This is a genomic window from Flavobacterium sp. Sd200, assembly GCF_009826935.1.
Classification (GTDB): domain Bacteria; phylum Bacteroidota; class Bacteroidia; order Flavobacteriales; family Flavobacteriaceae; genus Flavobacterium.
On sequence record NZ_WUMN01000002.1, the window covers coordinates 326,395 to 352,733 of the forward strand.

At 40.4% G+C, this 26,339-nt stretch carries 17 protein-coding genes and 1 pseudogene; 7 read left to right on the plus strand and 11 right to left on the minus strand.

Annotated elements, in window-relative coordinates:
- Positions 1-181: 181 nt before the first annotated feature.
- Entirely contained in the window at positions 182-2,989 is a 2,808-nt protein-coding gene (locus tag GR160_RS07565) for an outer membrane beta-barrel protein (protein WP_160749259.1), read from the minus strand.
- Between the two features lie 102 nt (positions 2,990-3,091).
- On the minus strand, positions 3,092-5,923 hold the full coding sequence (locus GR160_RS07570; RefSeq protein ID WP_160749260.1) for an outer membrane beta-barrel protein: 2,832 nt from the start codon (positions 5,921-5,923) through the stop codon (positions 3,092-3,094).
- 214 nt (positions 5,924-6,137) lie between these two features.
- On the opposite strand from GR160_RS07570, the gene GR160_RS19300 reads away from it, so the two are divergent.
- Together GR160_RS19300 and GR160_RS07575 are read left to right on the plus strand one after the other, a co-directional pair.
- The gene (locus tag GR160_RS19300) at positions 6,138-6,362 is read left to right on the plus strand and encodes a hypothetical protein (protein ID WP_202390741.1); all 225 of its coding nucleotides are present in this window, start codon (positions 6,138-6,140) and stop codon (positions 6,360-6,362) included.
- Positions 6,363-6,521: 159 nt separating this feature from the next.
- Positions 6,522-9,938, plus strand: a complete 3,417-nt coding sequence (locus tag GR160_RS07575; protein WP_160749601.1) for a hypothetical protein — start codon at positions 6,522-6,524, stop codon at positions 9,936-9,938.
- A 50-nt stretch (positions 9,939-9,988) separates the two neighbouring features.
- Here GR160_RS07575 and GR160_RS07580 read toward each other — a convergent pair whose 3' ends face one another.
- Both GR160_RS07580 and GR160_RS07585 read right to left on the minus strand, forming a co-directional pair.
- Complete coding sequence (locus tag GR160_RS07580) at positions 9,989-11,389, minus strand: di-heme oxidoredictase family protein (protein ID WP_160749261.1); 1,401 nt, start codon at positions 11,387-11,389, stop codon at positions 9,989-9,991.
- A gap of 73 nt (positions 11,390-11,462) precedes the next feature.
- Positions 11,463-12,650 (minus strand): imelysin family protein, encoded by a 1,188-nt coding sequence (locus tag GR160_RS07585; protein WP_160749262.1) that lies wholly within the window; start codon positions 12,648-12,650, stop codon positions 11,463-11,465.
- Positions 12,651-12,820: 170 nt separating this feature from the next.
- On the opposite strand from GR160_RS07585, the gene GR160_RS07590 reads away from it, so the two are divergent.
- The 3 genes from GR160_RS07590 to GR160_RS07600 are packed head-to-tail and all read left to right on the plus strand — an operon-like array spanning position 12,821 to position 17,701.
- The gene (locus GR160_RS07590) at positions 12,821-13,933 is read left to right on the plus strand and encodes an imelysin family protein (RefSeq protein ID WP_160749263.1); all 1,113 of its coding nucleotides are present in this window, start codon (positions 12,821-12,823) and stop codon (positions 13,931-13,933) included.
- Positions 13,934-13,935: 2 nt separating this feature from the next.
- Positions 13,936-15,303 carry an HTTM domain-containing protein gene (locus GR160_RS07595; RefSeq protein ID WP_160749264.1) on the plus strand — a complete coding sequence of 456 codons (1,368 nt, stop codon included), beginning with the start codon at positions 13,936-13,938 and terminating at the stop codon, positions 15,301-15,303.
- Positions 15,242-17,701, plus strand: a complete 2,460-nt coding sequence (locus GR160_RS07600) for a TonB-dependent receptor (RefSeq protein ID WP_160749265.1) — start codon at positions 15,242-15,244, stop codon at positions 17,699-17,701. The genes GR160_RS07595 and GR160_RS07600 overlap by 62 nt, the downstream gene beginning before the upstream one ends.
- Before the next feature lie 203 nt (positions 17,702-17,904).
- Here GR160_RS07600 and GR160_RS07605 read toward each other — a convergent pair whose 3' ends face one another.
- Both GR160_RS07605 and GR160_RS07610 read right to left on the minus strand, forming a co-directional pair.
- Positions 17,905-18,624 (minus strand): hypothetical protein, encoded by a 720-nt coding sequence (locus GR160_RS07605; protein WP_160749266.1) that lies wholly within the window; start codon positions 18,622-18,624, stop codon positions 17,905-17,907.
- Between the two features lie 84 nt (positions 18,625-18,708).
- Positions 18,709-19,821, minus strand: a complete 1,113-nt coding sequence (locus GR160_RS07610; protein WP_160749267.1) for a metallophosphoesterase — start codon at positions 19,819-19,821, stop codon at positions 18,709-18,711.
- Between the two features lie 339 nt (positions 19,822-20,160).
- On the opposite strand from GR160_RS07610, the gene GR160_RS07615 reads away from it, so the two are divergent.
- Complete coding sequence (locus tag GR160_RS07615) at positions 20,161-20,559, plus strand: hypothetical protein (RefSeq protein WP_160749268.1); 399 nt, start codon at positions 20,161-20,163, stop codon at positions 20,557-20,559.
- A gap of 5 nt (positions 20,560-20,564) precedes the next feature.
- Here the strand turns inward: GR160_RS07615 and GR160_RS07620 are convergent.
- The 3 genes and pseudogenes from GR160_RS07620 to GR160_RS07635 form a co-directional block, all read right to left on the minus strand.
- Positions 20,565-21,629 (minus strand): annotated as a pseudogene (locus GR160_RS07620) (SMEK domain-containing protein).
- A 16-nt stretch (positions 21,630-21,645) separates the two neighbouring features.
- A complete protein-coding gene (locus GR160_RS07630) occupies positions 21,646-22,419 on the minus strand; it encodes a hypothetical protein (protein ID WP_160749271.1) in 774 nt (257 codons plus the stop codon).
- 533 nt (positions 22,420-22,952) lie between these two features.
- Entirely contained in the window at positions 22,953-23,519 is a 567-nt protein-coding gene (locus tag GR160_RS07635; RefSeq protein WP_160749272.1) for a hypothetical protein, read from the minus strand.
- A gap of 113 nt (positions 23,520-23,632) precedes the next feature.
- On the opposite strand from GR160_RS07635, the gene GR160_RS07640 reads away from it, so the two are divergent.
- Positions 23,633-24,424 carry a hypothetical protein gene (locus GR160_RS07640; protein WP_160749273.1) on the plus strand — a complete coding sequence of 264 codons (792 nt, stop codon included), beginning with the start codon at positions 23,633-23,635 and terminating at the stop codon, positions 24,422-24,424.
- A gap of 30 nt (positions 24,425-24,454) precedes the next feature.
- On the opposite strand, the gene GR160_RS07645 is transcribed toward GR160_RS07640, so the two are convergent.
- On the minus strand, positions 24,455-25,024 hold the full coding sequence (locus GR160_RS07645; protein ID WP_160749274.1) for a hypothetical protein: 570 nt from the start codon (positions 25,022-25,024) through the stop codon (positions 24,455-24,457).
- Between the two features lie 119 nt (positions 25,025-25,143).
- Positions 25,144-26,313 carry a HEPN-associated N-terminal domain-containing protein gene (locus GR160_RS07650; RefSeq protein ID WP_160749275.1) on the minus strand — a complete coding sequence of 390 codons (1,170 nt, stop codon included), beginning with the start codon at positions 26,311-26,313 and terminating at the stop codon, positions 25,144-25,146.
- Between the last annotated feature and the right edge of the window lie 26 nt (positions 26,314-26,339).

Sequence of the window (26,339 nt, forward strand, 5' to 3'; positions counted from 1 at the left end):
TTTTGCCTGGCAATTTGTTGATTCGGTTATTTGGATGAAAATATCATGATAACTTTTAAATTCAGTTTTAACCACTCCGGCTTTCAGCTACCCCTCCATCAGAAGGGAATCTTTATTCAATCAAAAAATCAGAGCACCACATTACCTGACAAATTCACAAATAACCGAACCAACAATTCAACTACATTCGCCTGCCTCTAAAGTTCCCTCCGCCTCCGGGTGGCCTGTCTCCACCGGGAACCCTTTTGCCTCCAAACTGTTTAAGGCTGTAGGTTAGCGAGAACATAGCATAGCGTTTTAGCACCGTGTTCTCCTGATCTTCAATACTGGTAGCGGTAATAGAACGCGTAATGCCAAGGTTTTGATTTAGTACGTCATAGACTTTTATTTTAAACATAAAATGATTGTCTAAAAAACTGTATCCCAAGCTGGTATTCCATAAATAAAAATCTTTCCTGAAACCAGTGTCTATAGAGTTGTAGGTATAGCCAAAATCGTTACCAAAAACTACATTTTTAGGCCAATAGCTTGTAGTAGCCAGGTTAATGCGATGCACATAGTTAGAGGCCTGCGTTATACGATAGTTGGTATAATCGCTCTGGTTATAAGTATAGCTGTAAGACGGATTTATGGTAAGAAGCTCGCCATAGTCATAACTAAAGTTTAGGCGTGGACTAAGAGTTAACGAGCGGGCTTCATACTGTTGCGCATTAGTAAAACCTTTTGTAAGGTTGTAAGACGAGTTAAGCCCTAAATTGTACCTAAAGGTGTGTGCACCGCGCTTAATGCTCTTATTGTAATTACCTCCCACGCTAAGATTGTATGCCCCCGAAACGTTTTGGTAACTGGTAATCCTTGTACCATCGGTTACATCTATTTCTGTGAAAGACGCCACCTGGCTGTCGTAAAATCGGGCATTTCCATACAGGTTGTAGCCTGAACGTGTGGCAAAATCAAAGTTGCGGAAATTAATGTTTATGTTGTGCGATTTATTCGGGTCTAGGTCCGGATTACCCACAATGGTGTTGAGTGGGTTACTTACGTCTTCTACCGGGAGTATCTGTGTGGCAGTTGGCAACGAAGTATCGTAGTTATAATTAAACCTTAATCGCTTAGACTGACTAAAGGTTATGCCTGCCTGCACGTTTGCAAATGGCAATATGTAGTTTTTATTCAGGCTGTAATAATCACCCAGATATACAGAGTGGTTGTCAAAACTAATAATGCGTTGCCCCAGCTCTGTACTAAGGTCATACTTATTCTTGTCTAACTCAAAACCGGCAGTAGGTATAAAGCTTCCGGTGGTAGAAGACAGGTAGTTGGTAAGCAAATCGTTAAACGCCGAATATTGTCCGCTCGCCGCATCATAGTCAAAACCTTCACGGTTACGGGTATTCTGGCTGCTGCTGTAAGCACCTTTTACTTTTATGCGAAGCGAGTCGGTTATTGGCTCTAAATATTCAAGACTACCGCTGTAGTTGTCGTTTGTAGTAGTAGTTTGCTTTAGCTGGTCTACATTTGTGGAACTTCCATCGCCAAAATCAATGCTTTGGCGGTTTAAATTCTGCGTATCGTCTACACTATTATTGTTGTTAAATCCTGCACTTATTGCCCTCCCTTTTTTATCGAAAGCCCTGCGAATTTGCAGACGGTTGGTAAAGCTTCGGTTATCGGTGTCGTTAAAGGTGTTGTTATCGCTGCGGTTAATAAGATTGCCATCCTGGTCTACCGTTTCGCGCGATGTTACATTGCGTTCCTTGCTGTTTCCTGTAACAAACCTGGGATCCATAAAAATAGTGGTTTGTTTATTTAGTTTCCATTCAAACTCGCTGCCGGCATTGTGCACATAGCGGCTGTTATCGGTGCTCGATGTACTGGTTTCCGTTTGGCTTTTTTGAGTTGTGTCTCCCGATGTTGCTGGTAAAAAGGTAGTCTCCCGCGTGCGATTGTTGTTCTCTGTATCAGCACTGTTATAAAAATAATTAAGCGTGCTGCTAAAGTTTTTAAACCACTCGTCGTTATAGCTTCCCCCGGCCATGTTGCTTTGCGTAATGCCCTGCCCTATGCCATTACCTGCCTGCCTCACAGCTCCAAAAACACCGCTGCTCACATTGCGGCCGCCACCCATACTGTCAAAGATCTCATCCATAGAAAACCCTGTAGAGTTTATATTGTTGGATGAGGCCAACAGGCTAATGCGCTTTTTACCTTCAAAATAATTAAGCATGCCACTGGTTTCATAGCGGTCATCTGTACCATAGCCACCCATTATTTTACCAAAAAGGCCTTTGTTCTTTTTTTCGTCTATAGTAAAGTTAATACTGGAGTTGTTGCCGCTGGCCCTGCGGTTTAGCAACTCTTCTTCCTTGGTTTTGGTATCGCTAACCTGCACTTTATTTATAAGACTTGCCGGAAGGTTCTTAAGCGCAATTTTACCATCGCGGTCAAAAAAGGGTTTCCTGTTTACCAGGATCTGGTCTACCTGTTTTCCGTTTATGGTTATAACTCCATCACTGTCTACATCTACCCCGGGCAATTGTTTTAGCAGGGCTTCAACGTTGGCATCCGGCCGCACTTTAAACGAACCCGCATTAAACTCAAGCGTGTCCTTTTTTACACGTACAGGCGGTGCTTCGCTCACAATAATAACTTCGTTTAGGGTAGTTGCTTTGTCTGATAGTTTTTGCACGCCAAAATCCATGTTGGCTACAAGGGTTGTAAGTTTTTGTTTAAAATCGGCAAAACCCATGTAAGACACTTTCAGGAAAACGGGGTCTTTTGTAACACGGGTCCTTATTTCCCAACTGCCGTCTTTGTTAGTAACACTATAGGCTACCATGGCACTGTCTTTAACGGTGCTTAGGTAAACCGTGGCCGACTCCAATGGAAAATTATCCGGGTCGGTTACCTTGCCCTTAAGGGTAATGTTCTGGCTAAAGCCAAGAGCCGATGTAAACGCAACGAGTAAAAGCGTAAAGATCTTTTGCATAAAACTATATCGATTGAGGTGATTTGTATGGACTTTGACCATAAAAAAACCCGAAGGTTTAATCTTCGGGTTAAAATATTTTTTATCAGAACTTTGGAGGCATTAAAACCACCAGAACCTGTTGCCTTCATCGGCTTTCTTTTCGCCAAACTTATTAAGCTTAAAGGTTAGCGAGAACATTACATAGCGTTTTAGAACAACATTCTCCTCGTCTGTAATTCTTGTAGCCGATATGGTTCTTGATGTTGCAAGGTTTTGGTTAAGCAAATCGTACACTTTTACTTTAAATAACAGCCTGTCGTTATAAAAGTTGTAACCAATGCTGCTGTTCCATAAAAAGAAATCTTTTTTAAGCCCGCTGCCCAGTTGCGAGTTGTAAGTATATCCAAAATCGTTACCAAAAACAATATGTTTAGGCCAGTAGCTTGTGGTTTGCAGGTTTAGGCGATGCACAAAATTATCTGCCCTGTCTATAACATAATTTGTAAACTTTGTATCGCTGTATGTAAAGTTATAAGACGGGTTTATGGTTAACAATTCGCCATATTCATACGTTAGGTTTAGGCGTGGACTTACCCTGAGCGATTTAGAGTTATAAAGCTGCTCGTTCTGGAAACCTTTATCGCCATTATAATTACCGTTTACACCAATACTTGCTTTAAATGTATGAGCTTCTCTTTTAATAGATTTGCTCCAGTTAACACCAAACCATGTAGTAAAGGTGCCCGACACGTTAGTATATGTTGTTGTGCTAACAGCACTGTTATCTATCTCTGTAAAATTTCTCACAGAAGAATCGTAGTAGTTACCACCGGCATAAATATTATAGCCCGACCTTGTGGCATAATCGTAGTTCCTGAAATTGAAGTGTAAATTATAATACTTTTCCGGATCAAGTTCAGCATTTCCTATAACCGTATTTAAAGGGTCTGTAACATCGGCTATCTCTAAAATTTGCCTTGCAAGAGGAAACTCCACCTCATAATTACCTCCTATCCACAACGATTTAGATTTTGTAAAGCTATAATTCATTCCTGCCTGTAAAAACGGCAAAATGTAATTCTTGTTTACAGCATAATTTTGCCCTAAATAAGTTCCGTTGTTGTCAAACTTTGTAATACGTGGACCTCCTTCAACGTAAGCCCATATTTTACCTTTATTTACCCTAAAACCTGCTGTAGGACGAATGGCATTTCGTTTAGATTCAAGACTGTTTGAAAGCAGGTCGTTGTAAGCAGAATACCTTCCTGTTGCCACATCAAAATTATAACCGTTCCTGTCTTCTGTATTTTTATACATCGTATAGGTTAATCCAAGCCTAACTTCTAAAGAATCTGGTATTGGCTGCGTAAACTCTACGGCAAACACATGGCTGTCTGTTTTTTGCCTGTTGTACCTTATCTGGTCCCGGTTATCAGCCTCGATTGTTACATTTCCCTCTGCATCATAATTATATTTGTTGGTGTTGGATTTATTGAGTTCAGATCCCTCATCCTCTTTTATCTCATTATCCATCCAAACATCAATAGAACGTTTGCTTTTACCTAACACTTTACTAAACACAAAACTGTTGTTAAACGCAGTGTTGTCGTTTTCATTTAGAAACAAACCCTCCCTGTCGTTAAGCAGCGTATCGTCTGATAATCTTCTCGAAGCCTGAGAAGTTGTATTTTTTACCATACTGTTTGCCTTGCTAAACTTTGGTGCAACATATATGGTTGTTGTCGAGTCTATTTTAACATTAAACTCTGTATTAAAATTATGGGCATACTTATCGTTTTTTGTAACGGTTTGCGAGTTTAGCACATAGCTGTCGTCTACAAATATGCCCGAACCCACAGCGGTTTCGCGCAGGGGCAAATAATTTACCTCACGGGTACGGTTGTTGTTATCTGTATTTGCCGATGTAAAAAAATAGTTGGCACTGCCGTCAAAACCTTTAACCCATTCGTCGGCATAATTAAGTCCAATAATATTAGAGAGCGTAATACCCTTTCCGCCGCCAAACTGCATGCCGTTTATATTAAAGCCTCCATCATCGCTGGTCCATACATTCATATTACGGCCGCCTCCCATGTTGTCGAATATTTCGTTCATAGAAAAGCCCGTCGAATTGATGTTGTTAGACGACGCCAACAGGCTTATCTTTCTTGCACCTTTAAAATAATTTACAAGCGCGCTGCTCTCATAACGTTCGCTACTGCCATAGCCAGCCATGGCCCGTCCAAAAAAGCCTTTATTTTTATCTTCGTCTATAGTAAGGTTTATGCTTGCATTGTTACCACTGGCCTTATCGCCGCTCAGCTCCTCTTTTTTGGTTTTAGTATCGCTAACCTGCACTTTGTTTATAATTTCGGCAGGCAGGTTTTGTATGGCAATTTTGCCGTCTTTATCAAAAAAGGGTTTGCCGTTTACCAATATCTGGTTTACCTCTTTGCCGTTTACGGTTATTTTTCCTTCCTCGTCTATCTCTACACCCGGCAATTGTTTCAGCAATGCTTCAACACTGGCATCCGGGCGCACTTTAAACGACGATGCATTAAACTCCAGCGTGTCTGCTTTTACACGTATGGGCGGTGTTTCGCCTTCAATAACAACTTCATTAAGGTTGGTCGACCTATCGGCCATTTTTATGGTTCCAAAGTCTTTGCTTTCGGCAAGGGTTTCAAATTTTTGTTTGTGATCTGCAAATCCCACGAACGATATTTTAAGGAAAACAGGCTGCGTTATAGCACGTGTTTTAAGCTCCCAATTACCGTTCTTATTGGTAATGGTATAATCGATCATAGTAGAATCTTTTGCCGTAGTAAGATATACTGTAGCCGCTTCAAGCGGAAAATTGTCGGGGTCGGAAACCTTGCCTTTAAGGGTAATACTTTGACTATAGCCAATACAGGTACAGGCTAATAATAGCAATGTAAGCAGTTTTTGCATTGATTTTTGATTGATTGATGATTGTGCAATTATAACAAATAAATGCTTACAGTAGAGACATTCTGAAAGTAATTTTATTACACTTCTATAAAATTATTTTGGAAAAATTTAAGACTATTAACAAAAATACCTGATTGTCAACTATTTATTTACCACATCCTTAACCCTGTTACTGTAAGGACAAAAGTAATTTTACTTAAAAATACGCATTGCCATGAAAAAAATTGTAGTACCACTGGTTTGGGTAACCTGGGCCTGTTTACTGGGCTTTGTAATATGGTCTGTACTTGGCATGGCTTACCCACTATTGTTTGGCGTGTTCATTATTGGGCACGTGCTCATACTGTTTATGGTTTATAAAGTGCTTGCAAGCCCTTATACTTCCACTAAAAAATTTAAGCATTGGTATGAAGACCACACCCGTACCACTGTAAAATAATCAAACCGTATAAAGGGAGTTAGGCATATAAACTAATTCCCTTTTATAGTTTTATAACTTAGTTGTTAGCTGCCTAAACCCTCTGACTACAACAGCCAAGGTTTTAAATATTAGCCTTAAATACACTACTTTTGCCCTTTTTGAGTTATAATTTTTGTGATGCTTAAAAACGGGCTTTTATGGGTGCTTTTTTGTTGCTTTTCTGTCATTTACGGACAGGAAACCCCTGCGCCCTACAAAACAATAAAAGCACTTGCGCAAAACGACACCATAAGGGTAGACAGCGTTAGCATAAACCCCGCCTATTTTAAGCTCGAAGACCTCAATGGCACACCAATAGATACCAGCTTTTATAAAGTAAACTTCAGTACGGGTATTGTTACTTTAAAGAATGGTTTTTCGTCATCCGATTCGTTAACCGTAAGCTATCTTGCCTATCCTGAGTTTTTGACAAAACAATACAGCATGTATAACAGCAGCCGTGTGCTAAGCAACGATGCTAATACCGGTCAGCGATTTACCGTTACACGCGATGCCCAAAACACATTAAAACCTTTTAGCGGCCTAACCACATCGGGCAGTATTACGCGCGGAGTAACGGTGGGCAACAACCAAAATACGGTGGTAAACTCTAACCTCGACCTGCAAATTACAGGAAAGCTAAGCGAAAAGGTGAGCCTTAGAGCCTCTATACAGGACAGCAACATACCCCTGCAGGAAGGCGGATACTCGCAAAAGCTCGATGAGTTTGACCAGATATTCATTGAAATGTACAGCCAGAAATGGAACATCCGCGCAGGCGACCTTTTTCTTGAAAACCGTCAGTCGCGTTTTCTAAACTTTAATAAAAAAGTGCAGGGTGTATCGGGTGCCATTACTCTTGGAGACGACAAAGCCAAGACATCAATATTCGCTGCCGCTGCATTGGTGCGCGGGCAGTATGCACGAAGCACTTTTACCGGAACAGAAGGCAATCAGGGGCCTTATAAACTGAGGGGCAATAATGGTGAGTTATATGTTTTAGTAGTATCGGGTTCAGAGCGCGTGTATGTAAACGGTGTTTTGTTAGAGCGTGGCGAAAGCAATGATTATATTATAGACTACAACGCTGGCGAAATTATATTTACCTCCCTCTTTCCTATTACCAGCGAAATGCGTATTAATGTAGAGTATCAATACTCTCAGCAAAACTATACGCGTTTTGTTACCTACGGAGGCATATCGCACGAGCGCGAAGACTGGAGCATTGCAGGATATGTATATTCTGAAAACGACATGAAAAACCAGCCTCTGCAACAAAACCTTACCCAGGAGCAGGTGGCAATACTGCAACAGGCCGGAGACGACAGTACACTTATGAATGCGCCATCGGCCTACATAGACACTTATAGCGAAAACAAAATACTGTACCGCAAAGTTATAGAGAACGGCATGGAGATATTTGTGCAAAGCAATAACCCCGACGACGAACTGTATAATGTGCGCTTTAGCCTTGTGGGCAGCAACTTGGGCAATTACCAGCTTGTAAATGCTGCTGCCTTGGGACGAGTTTACCAATACATTGCGCCTGTAAACGGTGTGCCGCAGGGCAGCTATGAACCGGTTATAAACCTTACAGCCCCTGTAAAACTGCAAATTGCCACGGTACTCGGCAAATACAACCCAAGCGAAAAAACGCTTATAGACTTTGAGGCGGGCATTAGCAACAATGACCTTAACCTCTACTCGCCTATAGATGATGGGAACAACAATGGCCTGGCCGGAAAAATAAACGCCAAACAACGCCTTTATACAGGCAGTTTTGAAATAGATGCCTTTGCCAATTATCAGTTTGTACAAAAAGATTTTCGCACCATAGAGCGAATGTTTAATATAGAGTTTAACCGCGACTGGAACCTTACCGATATTGTTACCACAAACGCCAACCAAAGTTACCTTACTGCGGGCACAACCTTTAGGCTGCCTCAAAAAGGGCAGGTAAACTATCAGGTAGAAAAGCTTGATTTCTCTGATGCGTTTAGTGGCACACGGCACGTTGTAGACGGGCAAATGAAGCTGGGTAATCTTTATTTGCAAAACCGCGGAAGCGTGCTGGCAAGCAACGGCAGCTATTCTAAATCAGATTTTGTGAGAAACGAAGCCCTCACAAAATATCATTTTGGAAAAAATTGGGTGGGGGGCTCGTTAAGGCTGGAAGACAATAAAGAAACACTGAAAAGTACTGGTCTTTTATCCGGTCTTAGCCAGCGTTTTACAGAATATGGTGCTTTTACAGGCCGTGGCGACAGTACCAAAGTATATGTAGAACTGGGTTACCTGCAACGTACCAATGACAGTTTGCTCAACGGACTCTTGCAAAAAGTAAATACTTCGCGGTCGTACTATCTTAAATCGAGACTGCTCAAAACCGAAAAAAGCGACCTCTCTTTATTTGTAAACTACCGCAGGCTTACGTTTACCGATGCAGCCCGCAAAGCAGAACCATCGCTCAACTCGCGCCTTTTATATAACGACCAATACTGGGATCAATTGGTGCAGCTTAGCACTGCCTACGAAACCTCATCGGGCACCATAGCACAGCAGGAATTTACATACTTACAGGTAGAACCCGGGCAGGGTGTGTATCGCTGGAACGATTATAACAACAACGGCATACAGGAGTTGCAGGAGTTTGAGGTTGCCCCTTTTCCGGATCAGGCAATATATGTGCGGGTATATTTGCCCAACCAGGTATATGTAGGCACACACCAAAATAAATTCTCCGTTTCGGCAACACTTAATCCTAATAAATGGCAAAACTCTGGCGGATTTAAAAAACTACTGTCTTATTTTTATGACCAGATATCGTTTTTAAAGGATCGCAAAATATTACGCGATTCTGACAATTTTGACCTTAACCCTTTTTCCAACAGCGAACACAACCTTGTGGGACTAAATTCGTCTTTCAGGAACAGCCTTTTTTATAACCGCGGCAAACAGGATCATTCTGTAACCTATACGTATGTAAACAACCGCAACCGCACACTGCTTTCCATAGGTTCTCAAAGCAATCGCATACAATCTCATCAAATGCAGTATGCACACCTCATACAAAAAACATGGCTGCTAAGTTTTGCCGGGCAAATAGACAATAGTGCCAATACTTCCGAAAATTATGTCGAAAAAGATTATACCATAAATGGCTACCAACTTGGGCCAAAAGTTTCTTATATTTTTTCGCGCAATGCAAGCTGGGACCTGTTTTATGAATATCAGGACAAAAAGAACACCATAGCCCTTATGGAAACGCTGCAACAACAACGGTTTGGCACATCGTTTAGCTATGCATCTGAAAAGCAGTTTACAGCCAGCGGAGAGTTTTCTTTATATAAAAACGATTTTGCCGGAAACCAAAATACCGCTGCCGCCTACCAAATGCTTGAAGGATTACAGCCGGGGCAAAACCTGACATGGAGGCTGTTATTGCAAAAAAACCTCACGCAGTTTTTAGATGTCAATGTAAACTATCAGGGGCGTAAGAGCGAAAGCAGCAGTACTATACACACCGGTAGCATACAGCTTAGAGCCTATTTTTAAGTACTCCCCTAAAAACAGATCCCTGCCAAAAGCAGGGATCAAGATAAATTTTACAACGAATTTATAAACGCCAGCAGGTCTTCGCGTTCCTGGGCAGTGAGCTTTTTAAACTTTAGCTTTGCCTGCTCTGCTTCGCCACCATGCCACAGTATGGCTTCAGTAACATTGCGCGCGCGCCCATCGTGTAATAAACTGGTATGCCCATTAACGGTTTGTATGAGCCCAATGCCCCATAGTGGTGGCGTGCGCCACTCGCTGCCTGTGGCCAGAAAATCAGGAGTGTTATCTGCCAGTTCGCTGCCCATATCGTGCAGAAGCAAATCAGTGTAAGGGCGAATGGTTTGGTTGCGCATACCTGCAATAGCATGTTCGTTGCCCGTTTGCATTTTAGGTATGTGGCATGCCACACAGTTCATTTGGGTAAAAAGTTGTTTTCCCCTTAGTACGTTTTGCTCATTATATTTTCGCCTTATGGGCACTGATAGTGTTTGGCTGTAAAGCACTACGCTGTTAAAGTTAGCATCTACAATTTCGGGGCTGCCACCATTGGGTATTGCATTGCAGTCTACACCGGGAGGACAGTTTTCGTTAGGAAAAAGAGACGATGTAATGCCCATATCTCCGGAAAATGCTGCTGCCACCTGCTGCTTTACACTCGGTTGATTGGCCTTCCAGCCCAAGCGTCCCATTTTGTGGCTGTTGCTTTCTATATCAAACACATAGTTTGCACGGCCGGATATGCCATCGCCATTGCTGTCGTGTTCATCGGCAAAAGCTAAAAGTGTAGCCTGGGGCACAGCCTCGAGCAGGCCAAGCCCTACCATTTGGCTGGCAATGCGTGGCGATATTTGGAGCCCGGCAGCCAGTGATCCATAACCTAAATTATCGATGCGGTAAATGGGTTTTTGTAATTGTACAACCGTGCCATCGTCAAAAGTTTCGGTAATGGTTTGGTAAGTAATACCTATGCGCCCTTTAATTATAGGGCCGTTTATGGCGTTGTCCTGTAGCTGATGTCCGTATATTGGGTCGCCTATAGAGGCACCTGTATCATCAGTTCCGGGTAGGCTGAGGCGCAGCAGGAGCCCTTTGCCCAGCTCACCGTCAAATGCAGGCGGACGGCCACGACCGTCTTTAAAGTGGCAGTTGGAACATGATACAGCATTATAGAAGGGTCCAAGCCCATCGCGCGCGGTGGTGCTGGAGGGTGCCGACACCCAACTTTGCCTGAAGAGCGAATTGCCCACCCCGAAATCGATCCTGTCGTTTTCAGAAAGTGTGGCCGATGCAAAGCCAAAAGCTTCCTGTGTGGCATTAATTACCGTAGATGAACCTCCGGAATACTGCTCTCCCTCCTCTGCCGTAAGCGGCACATAATCTTCTTCATCTTTACTGCAGCCTGTAACCATAAAGCACAACATCACAAGGCAGGCCAATGCATTTTTTATCATAATGCTTAAAAACGTAAAAAGAGTGCCGCAAAAAACGGCACTCTGTAAAATTTAAAAACTACTCAAAAAAAAACTAATCAATACCGTTTACAGTAACACCTATGGCACCGGCTCCGGCAAGAAGCTGTTGCGATAATGCCCTGATATCTGAAGAGGCAGCGGCAACTTTTGCACCATCGGCAGAAGCTTCTCCACCAGATATAGCCTTATCAAACGGAACAGGTATAGCTGCTACTTTTGTTTTTGCATTATTTATAGCTGTAGTTATAGCAGCTGCTATTTGCGGGTTTGCTGCGGCCACAAGGTCTTCTATAGAAGCACCATCAATGTTGCCATATTTGCCCTGATAAACGTTTATTACACCCTGAAGGTTTAATATAATATCGCGGTGTGTATTGTCGCTAAAGCAAGAATGCTCGTCTTCTTGGCTTTGGTTGCGCAATGCAACACTCATACGCTCTGTTGGAAGTTCAGAATCTGAAAGGGTAATGATACCTAACAAAATGTTTGCAAGAGCTTCGTTCTCGTTAAGTGCAAGGAAAGTACTTCTGTATTCACCACCCGGTTTCCATGTTTGTACCATAAGATCAAGGTGATCAGTAAGTAAATCGGCACAAATGTTCAGGTACTGCCTTCTTCTACCCTCGTTGCTGGCGGTAGTTCCGTTATCAACAAAGTCTTCAAAAGTGCGCTGACCCGGTTTGTTATCTGCCGGATCGGTTAAATCCTGACCCCAAAGTAAAAACTCTATAGCATGGTAGCCAACGCTAACACTTTCTTCAGTCTCAGCACCATTAAGTTCCACTAAAACCTGTTTAGTAATATTTGGATATTCAGTCAGGTCGTTTATAATACCGCCATTAACCACCAAATTGGTCGTCGGGTCTACCACATAGTCAATATAAGCCTCGTCAAGTGGCCACGAGTTTAGCAAGCCTTCCGGGCCGTCTTCGGCATCAATAGGGCCGTTTGCAAACCTGAAAGCTTCAGATGGTCCGTAGCTTTCCCTTGCTTCTTTCCACTTGGTTTTAGCAATATCAAATTTTGCAGCCGTAGGTGCAGCAGTAAAATCGTTAATCGCTGCTTCAAGTTCTACAGCATCATCATAAGCATCTTTATAGTTTTGGTAAACAATATCGGCATAGGTTGATATTGCCTGTGCCTTTGCCGATGGTGCATTATTAGTATCGTCGTCGCTGCATGCTGCCACGGTAAGACCTATAGCAGCCAGTACAGAAAGAGTAAGCGTAATTTTCTTCATTGTAAACTGTTGGTTGAATTCTTATTTAGATTTATTAAAAACAAGACAAATGTATAAACTTTTACTTCACACACAACCTTAATTATTAAAAAATTTAATCTAAAACGAAAATTATTTAGAATTAATTTAGATAAGACGATTTTGTTTATACATTTGTCAAAATATTCCGCATGAAAAAAATATTACTTGCTATAATTTCTGTTGCCTTTGCGGCAGGATGCTCATCTGGCGATAACAATGACAGCACCGGTACCCAAAGATATGACAAGACCGCCCTGCTAATCCATTGGGCAGACAATATCATTATACCAGCCTTTACAAACTATCAGGCAAAGACTACCAGCTTAAAGACTCAAACAGAAGTATTTACCAACCAACCAACCATTACAGCCCTGGCTGCATTAAGACAGGCGTGGCTTGAGGCATACAAAGCATACCAATATGTAGGTATACATGATGTGGGCAAGGCATCAGAGCTTTATCTTATAGAATCGACCAACATTTTCCCTACAGATGCAACAGGAATAAACAACAATATAGCGTCCGGAAACTACAATCTTAACCAACCTATACAATATAGCAGGCAGGGTTTTCCTGCATTAGATTTTCTAATAAATGGGCTTGCCGGAAGCGATGCCGACATTGTTGCTTTTTATACCACAAATGCTAACTCTAATAGCTATAAACAATATTTAACAGCGGTTGCCACAAGGCTTAAAACCGTTGCCGACGCCATTGTTGCCGACTGGAACGGCACCTATCGTGAAACCTACATTAGCAGCAACGGGTCATCTATAAGCGCATCGGTTAATGTTACCACAAATAACTTTGTAAAAAACCTTGAAAAAGATGTGCGTTTTCCTAAGCTGGGGGTTCCTGCCGGGTTGTTTAGCAACGGTACTACCCACCCTGCAAGCGTGGAGGCATATTACAAAAACGACGTTAGCAAAGAGTTGCTTATCGATGCACTAAAAGCATCTCAGGATTTTTTTAACGGCAAAAACTTTGGTAATGCGCAAACAGGACCAAGCCTTAAAGGCTATCTTGATGCTGTAAATGCAGGTGGCAGTACACCGCTAAGCACTACTATAAACAACCAGTATGCTACTACTTTAACCGCAATTAACGGTTTAAACAACAGCCTTTCTACACAAATAACTACAAATAATGCACAGGCTGTATCGGCTTATAATGAACTACAAAAAATTGTAGTGTACACAAAATCGAGCATGCTTAGCGCGCTGAGCATTACCATTGACTATGTAGACGGCGACGGCGATTAATAATGCACCAAAAAATACAGGCATATTTTAGCTCCTATACAGATGCTGCAACGCTGGCGTTTTTCAGGCTGGCGTTTGGTATTATGATGTTTTTGAGTGTAGTGCGTTTTGCCTCTTATGGCTGGATAGATAAGTTTTATATCAAACCTGTTTTTCATTTTACCTATTATGGTTTTGGGTGGGTAAAACCTTATGGAATATATACCTACATCGCTTTTATTCTTTGCGGATTATCGGCCTTAATGGTAGCTGTGGGGTATAAATACAGGTTGGCAATCGTTACCTTTTTTGTAACATTTACCTACATAGAACTGCTCGACAAGACCACTTACCTTAACCACTACTACTTTATATCGGTAATAAGCTTTATCCTTATTTTTTTACCTGCCAATGCCTGCTTTTCTGTAGATGCCTATAAAAACCCGAGCCGGTATTTTGACAAAATTCCGCGCTGGACTACCGATATTTTAAAACTGCTGCTTGCCGTTGTATATTTTTATGCCGGGCTGGCAAAACTAAACTCTGACTGGCTTATTCATGCGATGCCCTTAAAAATATGGCTGCCCGCCAACAGCGATCTGCCGCTTATAGGCCCGCTACTGGTAAAACCCATAACCGCCTACATATTTAGCTATGCCGGCGCTATTTACGACCTCGTGATTGTTTTCCTGCTGCTCAACCGCCGCACACGCTTACTGGGCTTTGCAATGGTTGTTATTTTCCATGTGCTTACACGAATACTGTTCCCTATAGGCATTTTCCCTTATGTAATGATAGTAAGCTCACTATTGTTTTTTGACAGCGGTTTCCACAAAAAAGTATTGCAGTTTATAACCCATATTTTAAAATTGCCTTTTAATCCGCAAACAGAAGTAAAAATAAAGACAGAACCTAACACGCCTGCCAACAACCTTAAACTGGCTTTTTTGGCAACGTTTGTTGCCTTTCAGCTGCTTTTCCCTTTCAGGTACTTGTTCTACCCACAGGAACTCTTCTGGACTGAAGAAGGCTTTAGGTTTTCGTGGCGTGTAATGTTGATGGAAAAAGCAGGCTATACCGAATTTACTGTTACCGACCCAGCTACGGGCAAAGGACTTACTGTTAACAACTCTGATTTTTTAACGCCTTTTCAGGAAAAGCAAATGTCTTTTCAACCCGATTTTATAGTACAGTATGCTCATTTTTTACACCAGCATTACAAAACACTGGGCATGCACCACCCTGTTGTAAAAGTAAGCAGCTATGTAACCCTTAACGGACGTCTTAGCGTTCCTTATATAGACCCCAACGTAAACCTTGCCAAACAAGATGATTCATTCTCCCACAAAACCTGGATACTTCCGTTTAACGATACTATTAAAGGTTTTTAGCTGCCTGCTGTTTTTATTATCGGCAAATGTTGCAGCGCAAACCATCCTAAGCGGAACTGTTACAAACCCGCAGGGAGAAAAACTGTCCGGTGTAAAGGTAACCAACCGCACTACAGGTTCAGCTTTCACCACTGGTAATGACGGAACATTTACAGTAAACGCTGTACAGGGAGAAAACCAATTGGTATTTCATAAAGACGGCTACACCCTGCACGAACAGGCTATTAAACCCGCTGAAAACAGTACTGTTATATTACAACAGGTTACAGAGCTGAATGAAGTTATTATCCAGAAAGAAAAAGAAAAGCTCTTTGCTTTAGGCCATCTTAAAGACATAGAAGAAACCGCAATTTATGCAGGCAAAAAAACCGAAGTTATTGCTGTAGATAAGCTTACAGCAAACAAGGCGGCAAACAACGCACGCCAGATATTTGCTCAGGTGGTAGGGCTTACTATAAACGAAAATTCTGATGGAGGGTTGCAGCTAAGCATTGGCGGACGCGGCCTAAATCCAAACCGTACGTCTAACTTTAATACACGCCAAAACGGCTACGATATTAGTGCCGATGTTTTGGGCTACCCTGAAAGCTACTACACCACCCCTGCCGAAGCCCTTGAAGAGATACAGATTATTCGTGGCGCGGCATCGTTACAATACGGCACTCAGTTTGGCGGGCTGATAAACTTTAAACTACATACACCCTCAACTAAACCAATAGAGGTTATTACACGTACAACCGCAGGTTCTTATGGTTTGTTTACCAATTTTACATCGCTTAGCGGTACTAATAAAAAGTTTAGTTACTATACCTATTTCAACTATAAACAGGGTGATGGATTCAGACCCAATTCGGCTTTTAGCAGCAGGAACTTTTTTATAAACCTCAACTATCAATTTACCGATAAAACGTCGCTGCATTTTGATTACACATTATTCGATTACTTGGCAAAACAACCCGGTGGCCTTACCGATGCTATGTTTAACAGCGATATTTTTCAGAGCAACCGCCCACGCAACTGGTTCGATGTAAACTGGAATTTATTTGCGCTGAGGCTGAAACACAAGTTTACCGAAAGTGCCGATTTTTCGTTACAGCTTTTTGGCCTTGATGCCAGCCGAAACACTGTGGGTTACCTTTCTAACCGTGCCAATAACCCCGACACAGGCGAAGGAGGACGCGACCTTATTGTGGGCAAGTTTGTTAACTGGGGTGCCGAGGCGCGTTATCTTCAAAAATACACGCTTAAAAATCAAACGAGTGCTTTGCTGCTTGGTGCAAAATACTACCAGGCACGCAATAAAGCCATGCAAGGGGCAGGCAGCGCTGGCCTGGGAGCCGATTTTAACCCTGCTAACGATGCCTTTCCTTTATATCCAAGCCAGTCTGACTACACCTACCCTAACCTGAATGTTTCTTTTTTTGGGGAAAATATGTTTAAGCTGTCGCAGAGGTTTACTGTTACACCCGGTTTTAGGTTCGAGAGTATCCGGACACAGGCTGAAGGCTACTGGCGCAGGATAAACCGCGATAATGCAGGTAACGTTATATTGGATCAATTAGAGAATGAAGATGTGGTAAAAAGCCGCAACTTTATACTACTTGGCCTTGGACTTAGCTACAAACTCAATAATGGTATAGCAGTGTATGGCAATATATCGCAAAACTACAGGTCGGTTACCTTTAACGATATTCGTACTGCAAGCCCGGGGCTTATTATAGACCCAAACATTACCGACGAAAAGGGCTATACCTTTGATGCCGGACTTCGCGGCAGGATCGATGAACGTTTTTCCTATGATACCAGCATTTATGCCCTGATGTATCGTGATAAAATTGGTGAGACACAAAGTGAATCGGAGCTGGCACGCTACCGTACCAATATTGGTACCGCCATTACATATGGATGGGAAGTGATGGCCGACTGGAATATTGCAAAAACATGGTTTAAGCAAAACGAATCGCTTAAATGGAATATTTTTGTAAACAATGCCATTACAAAATCAGAGTATTTAAAGAGCGGACAACCTAATGTAAAAGGTAATGAAGTAGAGTTTGTACCGCTATATAATCTTAAAACTGGTACAACGGCAGGTTACAAAAACTTTTTGGTAAGTGTGCAGTTTACCTACTTATCATCTCAGTTTACAGACAGCAACAACACTACTGTAAACCCTAACGATATAGGACAGGCTACGGGTGTATTTGGTAAAATACCGTCTTATAATGTGGCAGATGTTTCGGCCTCTTATAAGTGGCGCATGTTTAAGCTTGAAGCCGGTATAAATAACTTTACCAATAACTATTATTTTACGCGCAGGGCAACAGGTTATCCGGGGCCGGGCATAATCCCGTCTGACCCAAGAACGTTTTACACAACATTGCAGTTTAGCTTTTAAATAAGGCAGTTTTTGTATTAAAAATACCCATAAATGGGTATTGACAGGCACGGCTATTTGCCATAATTTGCACCCCTGTAATACCACCTACAAAGGTATTTTTAAAACGTCAAAAACCACCAACAATTAGTTCTTATCCTCTGTAGCACCACATGCAGGGGATTTTTATTTTAAGACCGTTACATATTCTTTGTCAACAAAGACTACCTGTTGTAATAAGGGCTATCCCAAATAGAAGAATTAAAGTTCTTACCTTTCCAAAAGCAGTAATATAATGCAATACCACAAAACGATTTAAAGGTAAACAGGAATGCAATAAGCATAAAAACATCGGTTTGTGTACCCTCAAAAAACAATTCCGTAATTGCAAACGTACAAATCAGGCTTACTAATGCAATAAACAGCAGCAATGAGCCAAAATCACGCAGTGGCCTTACCGTCAGTTTTCGAAACCTACCAAGGTCGTTACCCCACTTATGTATCAAATAAAAATAGTTGTTTCCTATGGGCGCAAAAAGTAAAGGGTCGTCATAGCTTTCCAAATGAAACTGCTTAGACGGTGCCATTATCATAAAACCTGAAAGTGTGGTTTCATGGGATTTTTCGAGAGCCTTTATTTTAGACACTGCCTCAGCCGGAATACTGCTTTTATACAAATGACTCGCTAAAAAACGCAGGCGATAGTCTATACAAATATTTTTAATCTGCTCAATGTGGAAAATCCTCTCGGTTTCCAGCAGGTCAAAATTAAATTGGTTTTCGGCAGTCGGGTTCGCATTTCCAATACGGTTAACAATATCATTACGTTCCAGCTCATCGGCGAGTAAAATAGCTCTAACTTCATCTATGAGCGCGCTTTCACTAATGGTTTTGCGCCTGTTGTCGAGCAGTTCCTGTTGTAATGTTTTTTGTTTCCAAAGCATATCCAAAATAGTTTTGAATTCCGGCAACTAAAGTTAAAAAAATTAAACGCAACACCTTATAGGCAAAACTGTTAAATAGTAACACTACACCAAATACTCAAAACTGTCCATAAGCTCAGCCTCCGGATTATTTTCTGTAGCGGCACCCAACGCATAATATTCTCCCGAAAGGGCAATACCTTCAGGCTTGCGCTCTAATGTCAGTTTTAAAAAACCGTGCTTCATTATACAATGGTTCTCTAAATGCACATTATCCAGTAGACTATTATCGGTACTGTAGTTTTTGTCTCCAACAGCCACAAGATCGTGCAACTCATCAAAACCGCCTGCTCCGCACACCACAAACGGGAGTATTTTACCATCGTTATATGTTTTATGGAAGCGCTGATAGTTATGCACGTGCCCACTAAAAATAATATCAGGACGCACACCGCTTTCGTTAAATGCATTTTCTAAAAAGTCGATCATATAAAGGCTTGAACCGTGGTTAACATCGGCAGTATATGGTGCATGGTGCACACAAACAATTATGGCTTTATCAGAGCGTTGGGCAGCGGCCAACTTTAGCTCTTCTATAAACCATTTGCGCTGGTCGCTATCTATGTATCCGTACTTTGGCACATTGCTGTGCAAACCAATTATATTGGCGAGTGGTGTTTGCAGCGTCCAGTACACATTGGGCTGCACCATACTTTTACGCTGCTTATTGGTTATAAAAGGAATATCTCTGCTTTCAGTGTCGCAAAATACCGCTGCAAAAGCATCGAGGCTTTTGTACGGAATGGGATTGTCATAATTAATATCGCTATCGTGGTTGCCTGCTATGGCAAAAATTGGCCCGGGATACTCCCTGTATGGTTTAAAAAACTGCCTTTCATACTGTTCAGCCTCGCCAAAATGATACACAACATCACCCAAATGATATAAAAAAACAGGCGATTCGCCTTTGCTGTCCAGCGTTTGAAGATACATTTGACGCGCCACTTTTTGCTGACCTTCAGGATAGCGGATGCCTCCTGTATCGCCTACCATATGAAAACTGAATTTTTCATACGGAACGTTAGTAATGCTCTCAGCATCTAAATGATACGGATAGCTTCTGGATGGTGCAGGCAAAGGTAATTTTTTAAAAGTGTCGTCGGGCTGGTACAGTTTTATAACGGGGCGGTCGTACTTTTTGCGGGGATCAAAAGTCATAATAAAAGTATATTGAAAGGTAGTAATGCAATTATACCCGCAATATAAAACCTGTATTGCAAACCGTAATGCTTTTTTTACATTTTATAACTTATTGGTAACATTTAAGGGAAAATAAAAAAAGCCCCTTCTTTCGAAGAGGCTTTTGTGCACCTGACAGTACAGAATTCGAACCTTTTCTTGAAAGGTTTATCAATGCTATGCGATATTTCTACAATTTAGTTACTGAATCAAGGATGCGTTGATTAGGTATACAAAAAACTCAAAATGTTATAGAAATGTTAATCTTACTTCTCTATAGGTTTAGATTTTTGAAATTCGATTGAAAAACTATCTATCATGAAATCCACGTCTGTTAGTCTATTTTTAGCATTATTCGTAACCCTAATTACCTCATGCAGCAATTGTGAAGATGATGGAATCAATGTCGATAACGTAGCTATTCAATACCGGATTAATATTGATGAGCCAATTATTGCTGAAGTGCAATATAAAAATGCGGCTGGCGAGCTGATATCCGAGAAAATTGCAGGTCAAACCATTCATTGGTTTCGGACAGAATTTATCGATGAAAAGTTTTTGGCATATAAAAAGGTAAAATTCTACAATGTCAGCAGTGGACCTGTAAATTATACATTGAGATTATTTGTTGATGGTAATATGATTCAGAAAAAAGAAGGAAGTATTTCTCCGGAATCTGAAGTTACTGATGAATTACAGTACTCTGTCCTGGATTGATACATTTATGGCAGTTTCTTATATTTTGATACTTCAAACCTGAAGGGCAGATGTCGCTTGCTATAATCACCCATTGTTCCATAACTGACCTCAATTATAGGTCTATCGTTGTGTCTGAAGTGACAAAACAAACTTGAGTAGCCATAATATCCATCTGTTTCTGGGTCATACTCCACCATATCATCATAAGATATACGGGCAAAGCCGTGAAAATGATTGTAGCGATAATCCGGATTACTTATCCTTGGATCATCTTCCTCCAAATAGTCCCAATTATACTCTTTGTCAAAAATTATTTTGCAACCGTTATTGATAAATTCTAAGCCGTAGTCGTAAAAATCCCATAGTTCCATGCGGTACCACATCGGCTTATCCCTATCCACATCAGGGTACAATCTGTCGTCCGCCGAACGTACCATAAGTCGTCCATATATAAATTTCAGGTCAGGCTCATAGTATAAGCGGTCATACAAACCAGCCAAGTCTTTTTTAACCAGTTCTTTCTGAATTTTCTTTTTGATCGCCAAGCTTCTCTTTAAGGTCGTTGCAGCATTTTGGCGTTGTTGTTTCTCTACTTTTATCTTTGTATCTATCAGACGGGCCAATTGTTTTAACTTGGCCGATGGCATAAAGCTGATCTGCTTAAATAAATCTTTAAAGTCAAGGATATGTTGCGCCGCATTGAAACCAACCTGATTGGAAGTTACTACTGGGTAACGTTGCTGCTTTTTACCTAAAACAAGTATGAATAATTGGTCATAGTGCTCATATAATCCATGCTTTATGAAACTGGCTACGGTATCTTTGATTTTCTTTGAAGTGCCGGAGGACGTAACCTGAAATGCAATGCGGTTGTGTCTGTCTGCCAAGTCGATGGATGGCTAGTTATTTTGGTCAGCATTTACATTTTTTAACTCGTAGCCAAATACCAAATTTAGCAACTCACAAATTACCTGCTCCGAGATAATGTTTATATCTTGGAGGTTGACAGCATTCAGGTTTTTTATATTCACTTCCCAAACGGCCAATTCTTGGGCTATTGTTTTTAAATCTTGTTCTCTTTGGTTCACTTTGCGGAGGGTAAAATTATTGAAGCCCTAAAAAGGGTTTTACTACCTCAAATATAGGGGCGGCTAGCAGATTTGTAAAAGTGCCCAGCCCTACATCTTTCATAAGCGAGCCGATATTCATTAATTGTGGTTTAATATCCCTGTTACGTTCAAGTTGCGTAACTGCGTAATCCATTTCCATTGCAAAATCATTCCTAATTTGCTCATTGACTTTTTGAATATCTTTAGATAGCAGATCGAAGGCAGCTTTAACATCATCGTTTTTATAATGATTATGTTGAGTCTGAGTAGAATTATGCGAACTTTGCTGGAACTGGATTGGTGCGTTAACGGCTCCCATGTTAATGGTATTATAGTTTACTTCATGTTTAAGGTCAGTACTCACTTTTATAGGATTTTTTTCATTTAACCAGTCTTCAAAAAGACTAGCACGATCTTCATAGTTTTTTCTATTCTTTAATTTGGGAAGTATTACATATTTCATATGCTTGAGGAACTCAGTTCCACCATTCGGCTGCAAATTGACAAAGCTCCGATAATGATGTTCAGCAACGTCACCTAAGTTATAAATAGGCTTCCAGTTATTCAGTTTCTCAACAAACAGATTGTCGTAATCTTCCGGAACGGTTGCGGTATAATGATATTGACTTTCGGTATTTCTTGTTCCCCAATAATCACTGCCTCTGCGACCTCCTGTAATTGCGAATATTCGTTGCGCCCCCAAATTTCTTAATTGTAGGCTCTCATTTGGCAAATTCTCATTTTCACTTATATCGTAAAATTTGTTCATAGATCGAATATTGAGTTTTTTTTGGCTTTATAGTTATTGTACTAAATTTTGAAAGCAAATATGGATTTTGCAAGCTGACTAAATCCTGCTTAACAAAAGTTCTTGATAGAAGATACAGTATTGTCAGCGAACAGAATGTCATATACTCAGATTTAGATTTACTAAGGTACTAAATCGACATTTATCACAAACAGTTTTAAGTATATTGATAACAACCTCAACCCTAGGACAAGACATCAATCTTTGCGTTTCAACACTGATTATCACAGCTATTCAAGACGAGAAATAATTAAAGCGATATACCTTTGGAATATTGCAGGAACAGATGGAAACACTTTTGTAAATCATTTTGTAAAATTCAGGCTGTAAATGAAATTAATAAAACCCCGCCCCATCTGTTGCTTTATTTAGAGTCATAATTAATAATATATAAATTAACATGAGATCTATGTAGAAGTGCTCCTGGAATGAGCTTCAGCAATAGTTTACTTACATCAAGAAGGAACAAAAAATAATCATAGATATTTTAGCGGCTATCGATAGTCCATATAGGAACCATTAGGACCTGGGTCGGGATCGATAACTAATAAGAGTAAACTCTCGGACTTATTTGATAATTGCCTCCAAAACTCTTGGGCATCGAATCGGAGCGATCTCTGACCAAATACGGAACCCCGAATTCGATTACTTTCTATCCAATTTTTGGGAAGCCAAGCAGAGAAATTATCAATTATTTCGTATTTCTTCTCATTTACTCTTTGCGTCTTGACAACCTCCAATGTATCATCGTAACACTTTTCTACTAAACCGTCTTCTCCGAGATATTTATAAATTGTTGCAATAAGGGCAGATAAATAAATAAACTGCTTCGCCACTTCAAAACGATTCTTCGAGGTCAATTTACGCTTTAACCCTTCTTGCGCTACATTAAAATTAGTAATAGCTGACCAATAAACACTTTTTTTATCAATAGCCTTTTCTACCCCGGACAGTGTGCTGGCAGCGGCATTAAATTGCAGGTCTATTAGCAAACTAACTAAATCTTGCTCAACAAATTTCTTTATAGAAGCAGCATTATTTGCAGCGGACAATAAATCCATATTATTTCGGTTTAGGGTCACTAAGTTAATATATTGGCATATATCCTAATCACTTTTTAAGTATATTTATTTACTAATAAAGCGCATTTATATTATAAACAGAGTAAAGCTAAATGGAAAATTTTGAAAGAAAAGAATTGACTAATTCTGTTGCTAAAACACTATTTAGTGTAGTACCCTATGTGGGAGGATTATTAAATGAAGTTATATTTGATTACAGAGGCCGTGTTAAACAAGAAAGAATCAATAACTTTATACTCCTGTTGGCCGAATATTTTGGAAATAACCCTATTATTGACAACACTGTTTTCACATCAGAAGATTTTGGAGACCTATTTGAATCCGTGCTAAAAAGGGTAGCTCTAACTAAATCAAAGGAAAAACACATACGCTTCCGTGATATCCTTACAAATTTTATAAATTATCCTTATCCTAATGCGGATGATACAGATATCTTTTTGGATTTAGTAAATTATTTAAACGATACTGCTATTGTTATTCTCAAACATCATCAAATCTTTGATGATGAGTTTGAACTAAAGCACGAACAATTCGATTTGTTAAATCAGGAAGTGATAAGGATACAGGGGGGATTTACTTCAAATTTGCATTCTGCCCATGACCCAAATACGAGCCAAGATAAAACAACCAACGATTTATCAGATAAGCTATTGGCATTAAAAAACTTTGAGGAAGAGTTTAAGAAATTAAATTTGGTCAAATCGGCAAAGTTTTACGGTATCAGTGAGGATGCATTTCTCTATTATAAACAGATATTATTTGCACAAGGCTTGCTGTCAGACAAGGGAATAGGAGCCCTCAATTCGCCTCCTTTTACCAACATGAGTATTACAGAATTCGGAAGTAAGTTTATCGGCTTCATCATTAATAAAAAAGAAGAATAGTCAATTACTAAAATTCGTTATATCGAATTATTAATACGAATCCCAATCAATATTTACATTATCCGAATCTAATTTTTCATTCTTGTAAACTGGTAGAGAAAAATCGGTGTTCTTATTTAACATGGTCAACCAAAACAATGATGGATTAAAACGTCTCGCCTTAATTTCTAATTCACCTTTTGAAAGTACCATAGAAACTAAAGAGAATAAGCTAGGGATATTAAAACTCCCCAGCATGTCCGCCTCTTTATATTTTCTGCGTAAATTTTCAATGTTCTGTGAGTCTTCGCAACATTTTTCCACTAGTAGCTCCTCCCCTAGATATCTAAATATTACAGCTTTTAAGGCAGATACATAGCAATAATATCTACAGGCCTCGTCACATTTCGCACTATTGATTTTCTTTTTATAAATGGCTTCTGCATCTTCAAGATGGTTTATACATGACCAATAAGAATTTCTTTTATCGTTTGCAATCTCTGCATTAGCTAAGGCTTCAGCAGCTGCATCCAGTTGGATGCTCGCAAGGTGACTTAGCAAGTCACTTTCGACAAACCTTCTAATTGTAATAATGGATTGAACTGCTGTAATTAGTTCCATAATAAATATATAAAGGGAAAAGAATAAAAACAAATCGTGCTTATTTAACTGCACCAATTAATTCAACCTTATGATGAAACAAACCTTTATTGGAAATAATAATTATTAACTCTATAATATTATTTTAAATATATAACTTTTTCTTGGACGAGATTAGATGTGTCAAAGTCCAATCTTTTAAGGCATTCATAATGATCCATAAACAACACTAAGGCGTTTAGACTTCTATTTTTAGAAGACGGGTATATGATTCCATCAATTTTTTTGCCATCACGCCTTTTAAAATTGTAACGCAGGAACTCAGTAATAATTTGTGTAGGAACATATTCGATATGTGCGTAACTGTCGCGAGAAATAGGTGCTGAAAATTCCCTAAGGAAGCGGCGCAAAAATTCCACCCTATCATAGAGCTCCCAGTTTTCTTGGTCGAAAGGACTTATGACAGGTATCTTACTGAGATCGATGAGTAGGAGGTCTTCTTTAGGAGTGAAGATTGCCTGTGATAAAAAAGGCTTTGTTCTATCTGACCTATCAAATGTCTCAAGCTTTGCTGTTTCTGCGTTTAATGCACCGTAAAACATCGCGATACCTGCTGGACTCATTCGATTTGGATTAACCGCATGTTCCGCTTTTGGCGCGCAAATATCGCTGGCTTCGGCTACTTCACTCATTTTCAAATGCTGACGACAGCGATATAGAGCCGTTCCTGTTGGGATTTGTGTTAGCATACGTTGCCGGCGAATATCTCCAATAATCTGTTTAAGGAAATCCCTCGCAGTAATCGTTTGATGCCCGACACGGAATTCTTCTTTACCAATAAAAAGAAAGCGTGACTGATGCTTAACGATATGTTTAAAATGCAGCCAACCTTCATACTTGAAATCTGATAGTGCTGACTGTTGGTCAGCCCAAGGGGTGGCATGGTCAAAACTGTTGTATAGGTCGTCCCACAATATCTTGTCAGGTATATTAAGCCCAAGATTTTCCAACATCTCCCAAGGCCCTTCAACTTCTCCCAAGTAACCACCTTCCGACGAATCGTAGGACATAAAATTAGCTGGATCGGTATAAAAATGAAGAAGCGCATCTGTAATAAAGTACAATAAGGTGTCCAGTTGAATAACAACTCTGGTATTTCCGCAATAATCACATTGCCCTTTTTGGCCGGTACGTTTTATAAATCTCCTTATTGCATAGTCAGCAATATGCTTTCCACATAGTTGTTTATCCGGTATAGTGCTTAATCCGCGATCCCAAGCCTCCATAGCTGCGTCCATCACCATACTCATCTTTCGTTATTTTTAGGGTCAATATT

Excerpts from the sequence above, each read along its gene's own strand:
- GR160_RS07565 (WP_160749259.1), bottom strand. The coding sequence starts at position 2,989 with ATGCAAAAGATCTTTACGCTTTTACTCGTTGCGTTTACATCGGCTCTT.
- GR160_RS07605 (WP_160749266.1), bottom strand. The coding sequence starts at position 18,624 with ATGCTTTGGAAACAAAAAACATTACAACAGGAACTGCTCGACAACAGG.
- GR160_RS07595 (WP_160749264.1), top strand. The coding sequence starts at position 13,936 with ATGCACCAAAAAATACAGGCATATTTTAGCTCCTATACAGATGCTGCA.
- GR160_RS07585 (WP_160749262.1), bottom strand. The coding sequence starts at position 12,650 with ATGAAGAAAATTACGCTTACTCTTTCTGTACTGGCTGCTATAGGTCTT.
- GR160_RS07600 (WP_160749265.1), top strand. The coding sequence starts at position 15,242 with ATGATTCATTCTCCCACAAAACCTGGATACTTCCGTTTAACGATACTA.
- GR160_RS07615 (WP_160749268.1), top strand. The coding sequence starts at position 20,161 with ATGAAATCCACGTCTGTTAGTCTATTTTTAGCATTATTCGTAACCCTA.
- GR160_RS07635 (WP_160749272.1), bottom strand. The coding sequence starts at position 23,519 with ATGGATTTATTGTCCGCTGCAAATAATGCTGCTTCTATAAAGAAATTT.
- GR160_RS07610 (WP_160749267.1), bottom strand. The coding sequence starts at position 19,821 with ATGACTTTTGATCCCCGCAAAAAGTACGACCGCCCCGTTATAAAACTG.
- GR160_RS07650 (WP_160749275.1), bottom strand. The coding sequence starts at position 26,313 with ATGAGTATGGTGATGGACGCAGCTATGGAGGCTTGGGATCGCGGATTA.
- GR160_RS07590 (WP_160749263.1), top strand. The coding sequence starts at position 12,821 with ATGAAAAAAATATTACTTGCTATAATTTCTGTTGCCTTTGCGGCAGGA.
- GR160_RS07575 (WP_160749601.1), top strand. The coding sequence starts at position 6,522 with ATGCTTAAAAACGGGCTTTTATGGGTGCTTTTTTGTTGCTTTTCTGTC.
- GR160_RS07570 (WP_160749260.1), bottom strand. The coding sequence starts at position 5,923 with ATGCAAAAACTGCTTACATTGCTATTATTAGCCTGTACCTGTATTGGC.
- GR160_RS07640 (WP_160749273.1), top strand. The coding sequence starts at position 23,633 with ATGGAAAATTTTGAAAGAAAAGAATTGACTAATTCTGTTGCTAAAACA.
- GR160_RS07645 (WP_160749274.1), bottom strand. The coding sequence starts at position 25,024 with ATGGAACTAATTACAGCAGTTCAATCCATTATTACAATTAGAAGGTTT.
- GR160_RS07630 (WP_160749271.1), bottom strand. The coding sequence starts at position 22,419 with ATGAACAAATTTTACGATATAAGTGAAAATGAGAATTTGCCAAATGAG.
- GR160_RS07580 (WP_160749261.1), bottom strand. The coding sequence starts at position 11,389 with ATGATAAAAAATGCATTGGCCTGCCTTGTGATGTTGTGCTTTATGGTT.
- GR160_RS19300 (WP_202390741.1), top strand. The coding sequence starts at position 6,138 with ATGAAAAAAATTGTAGTACCACTGGTTTGGGTAACCTGGGCCTGTTTA.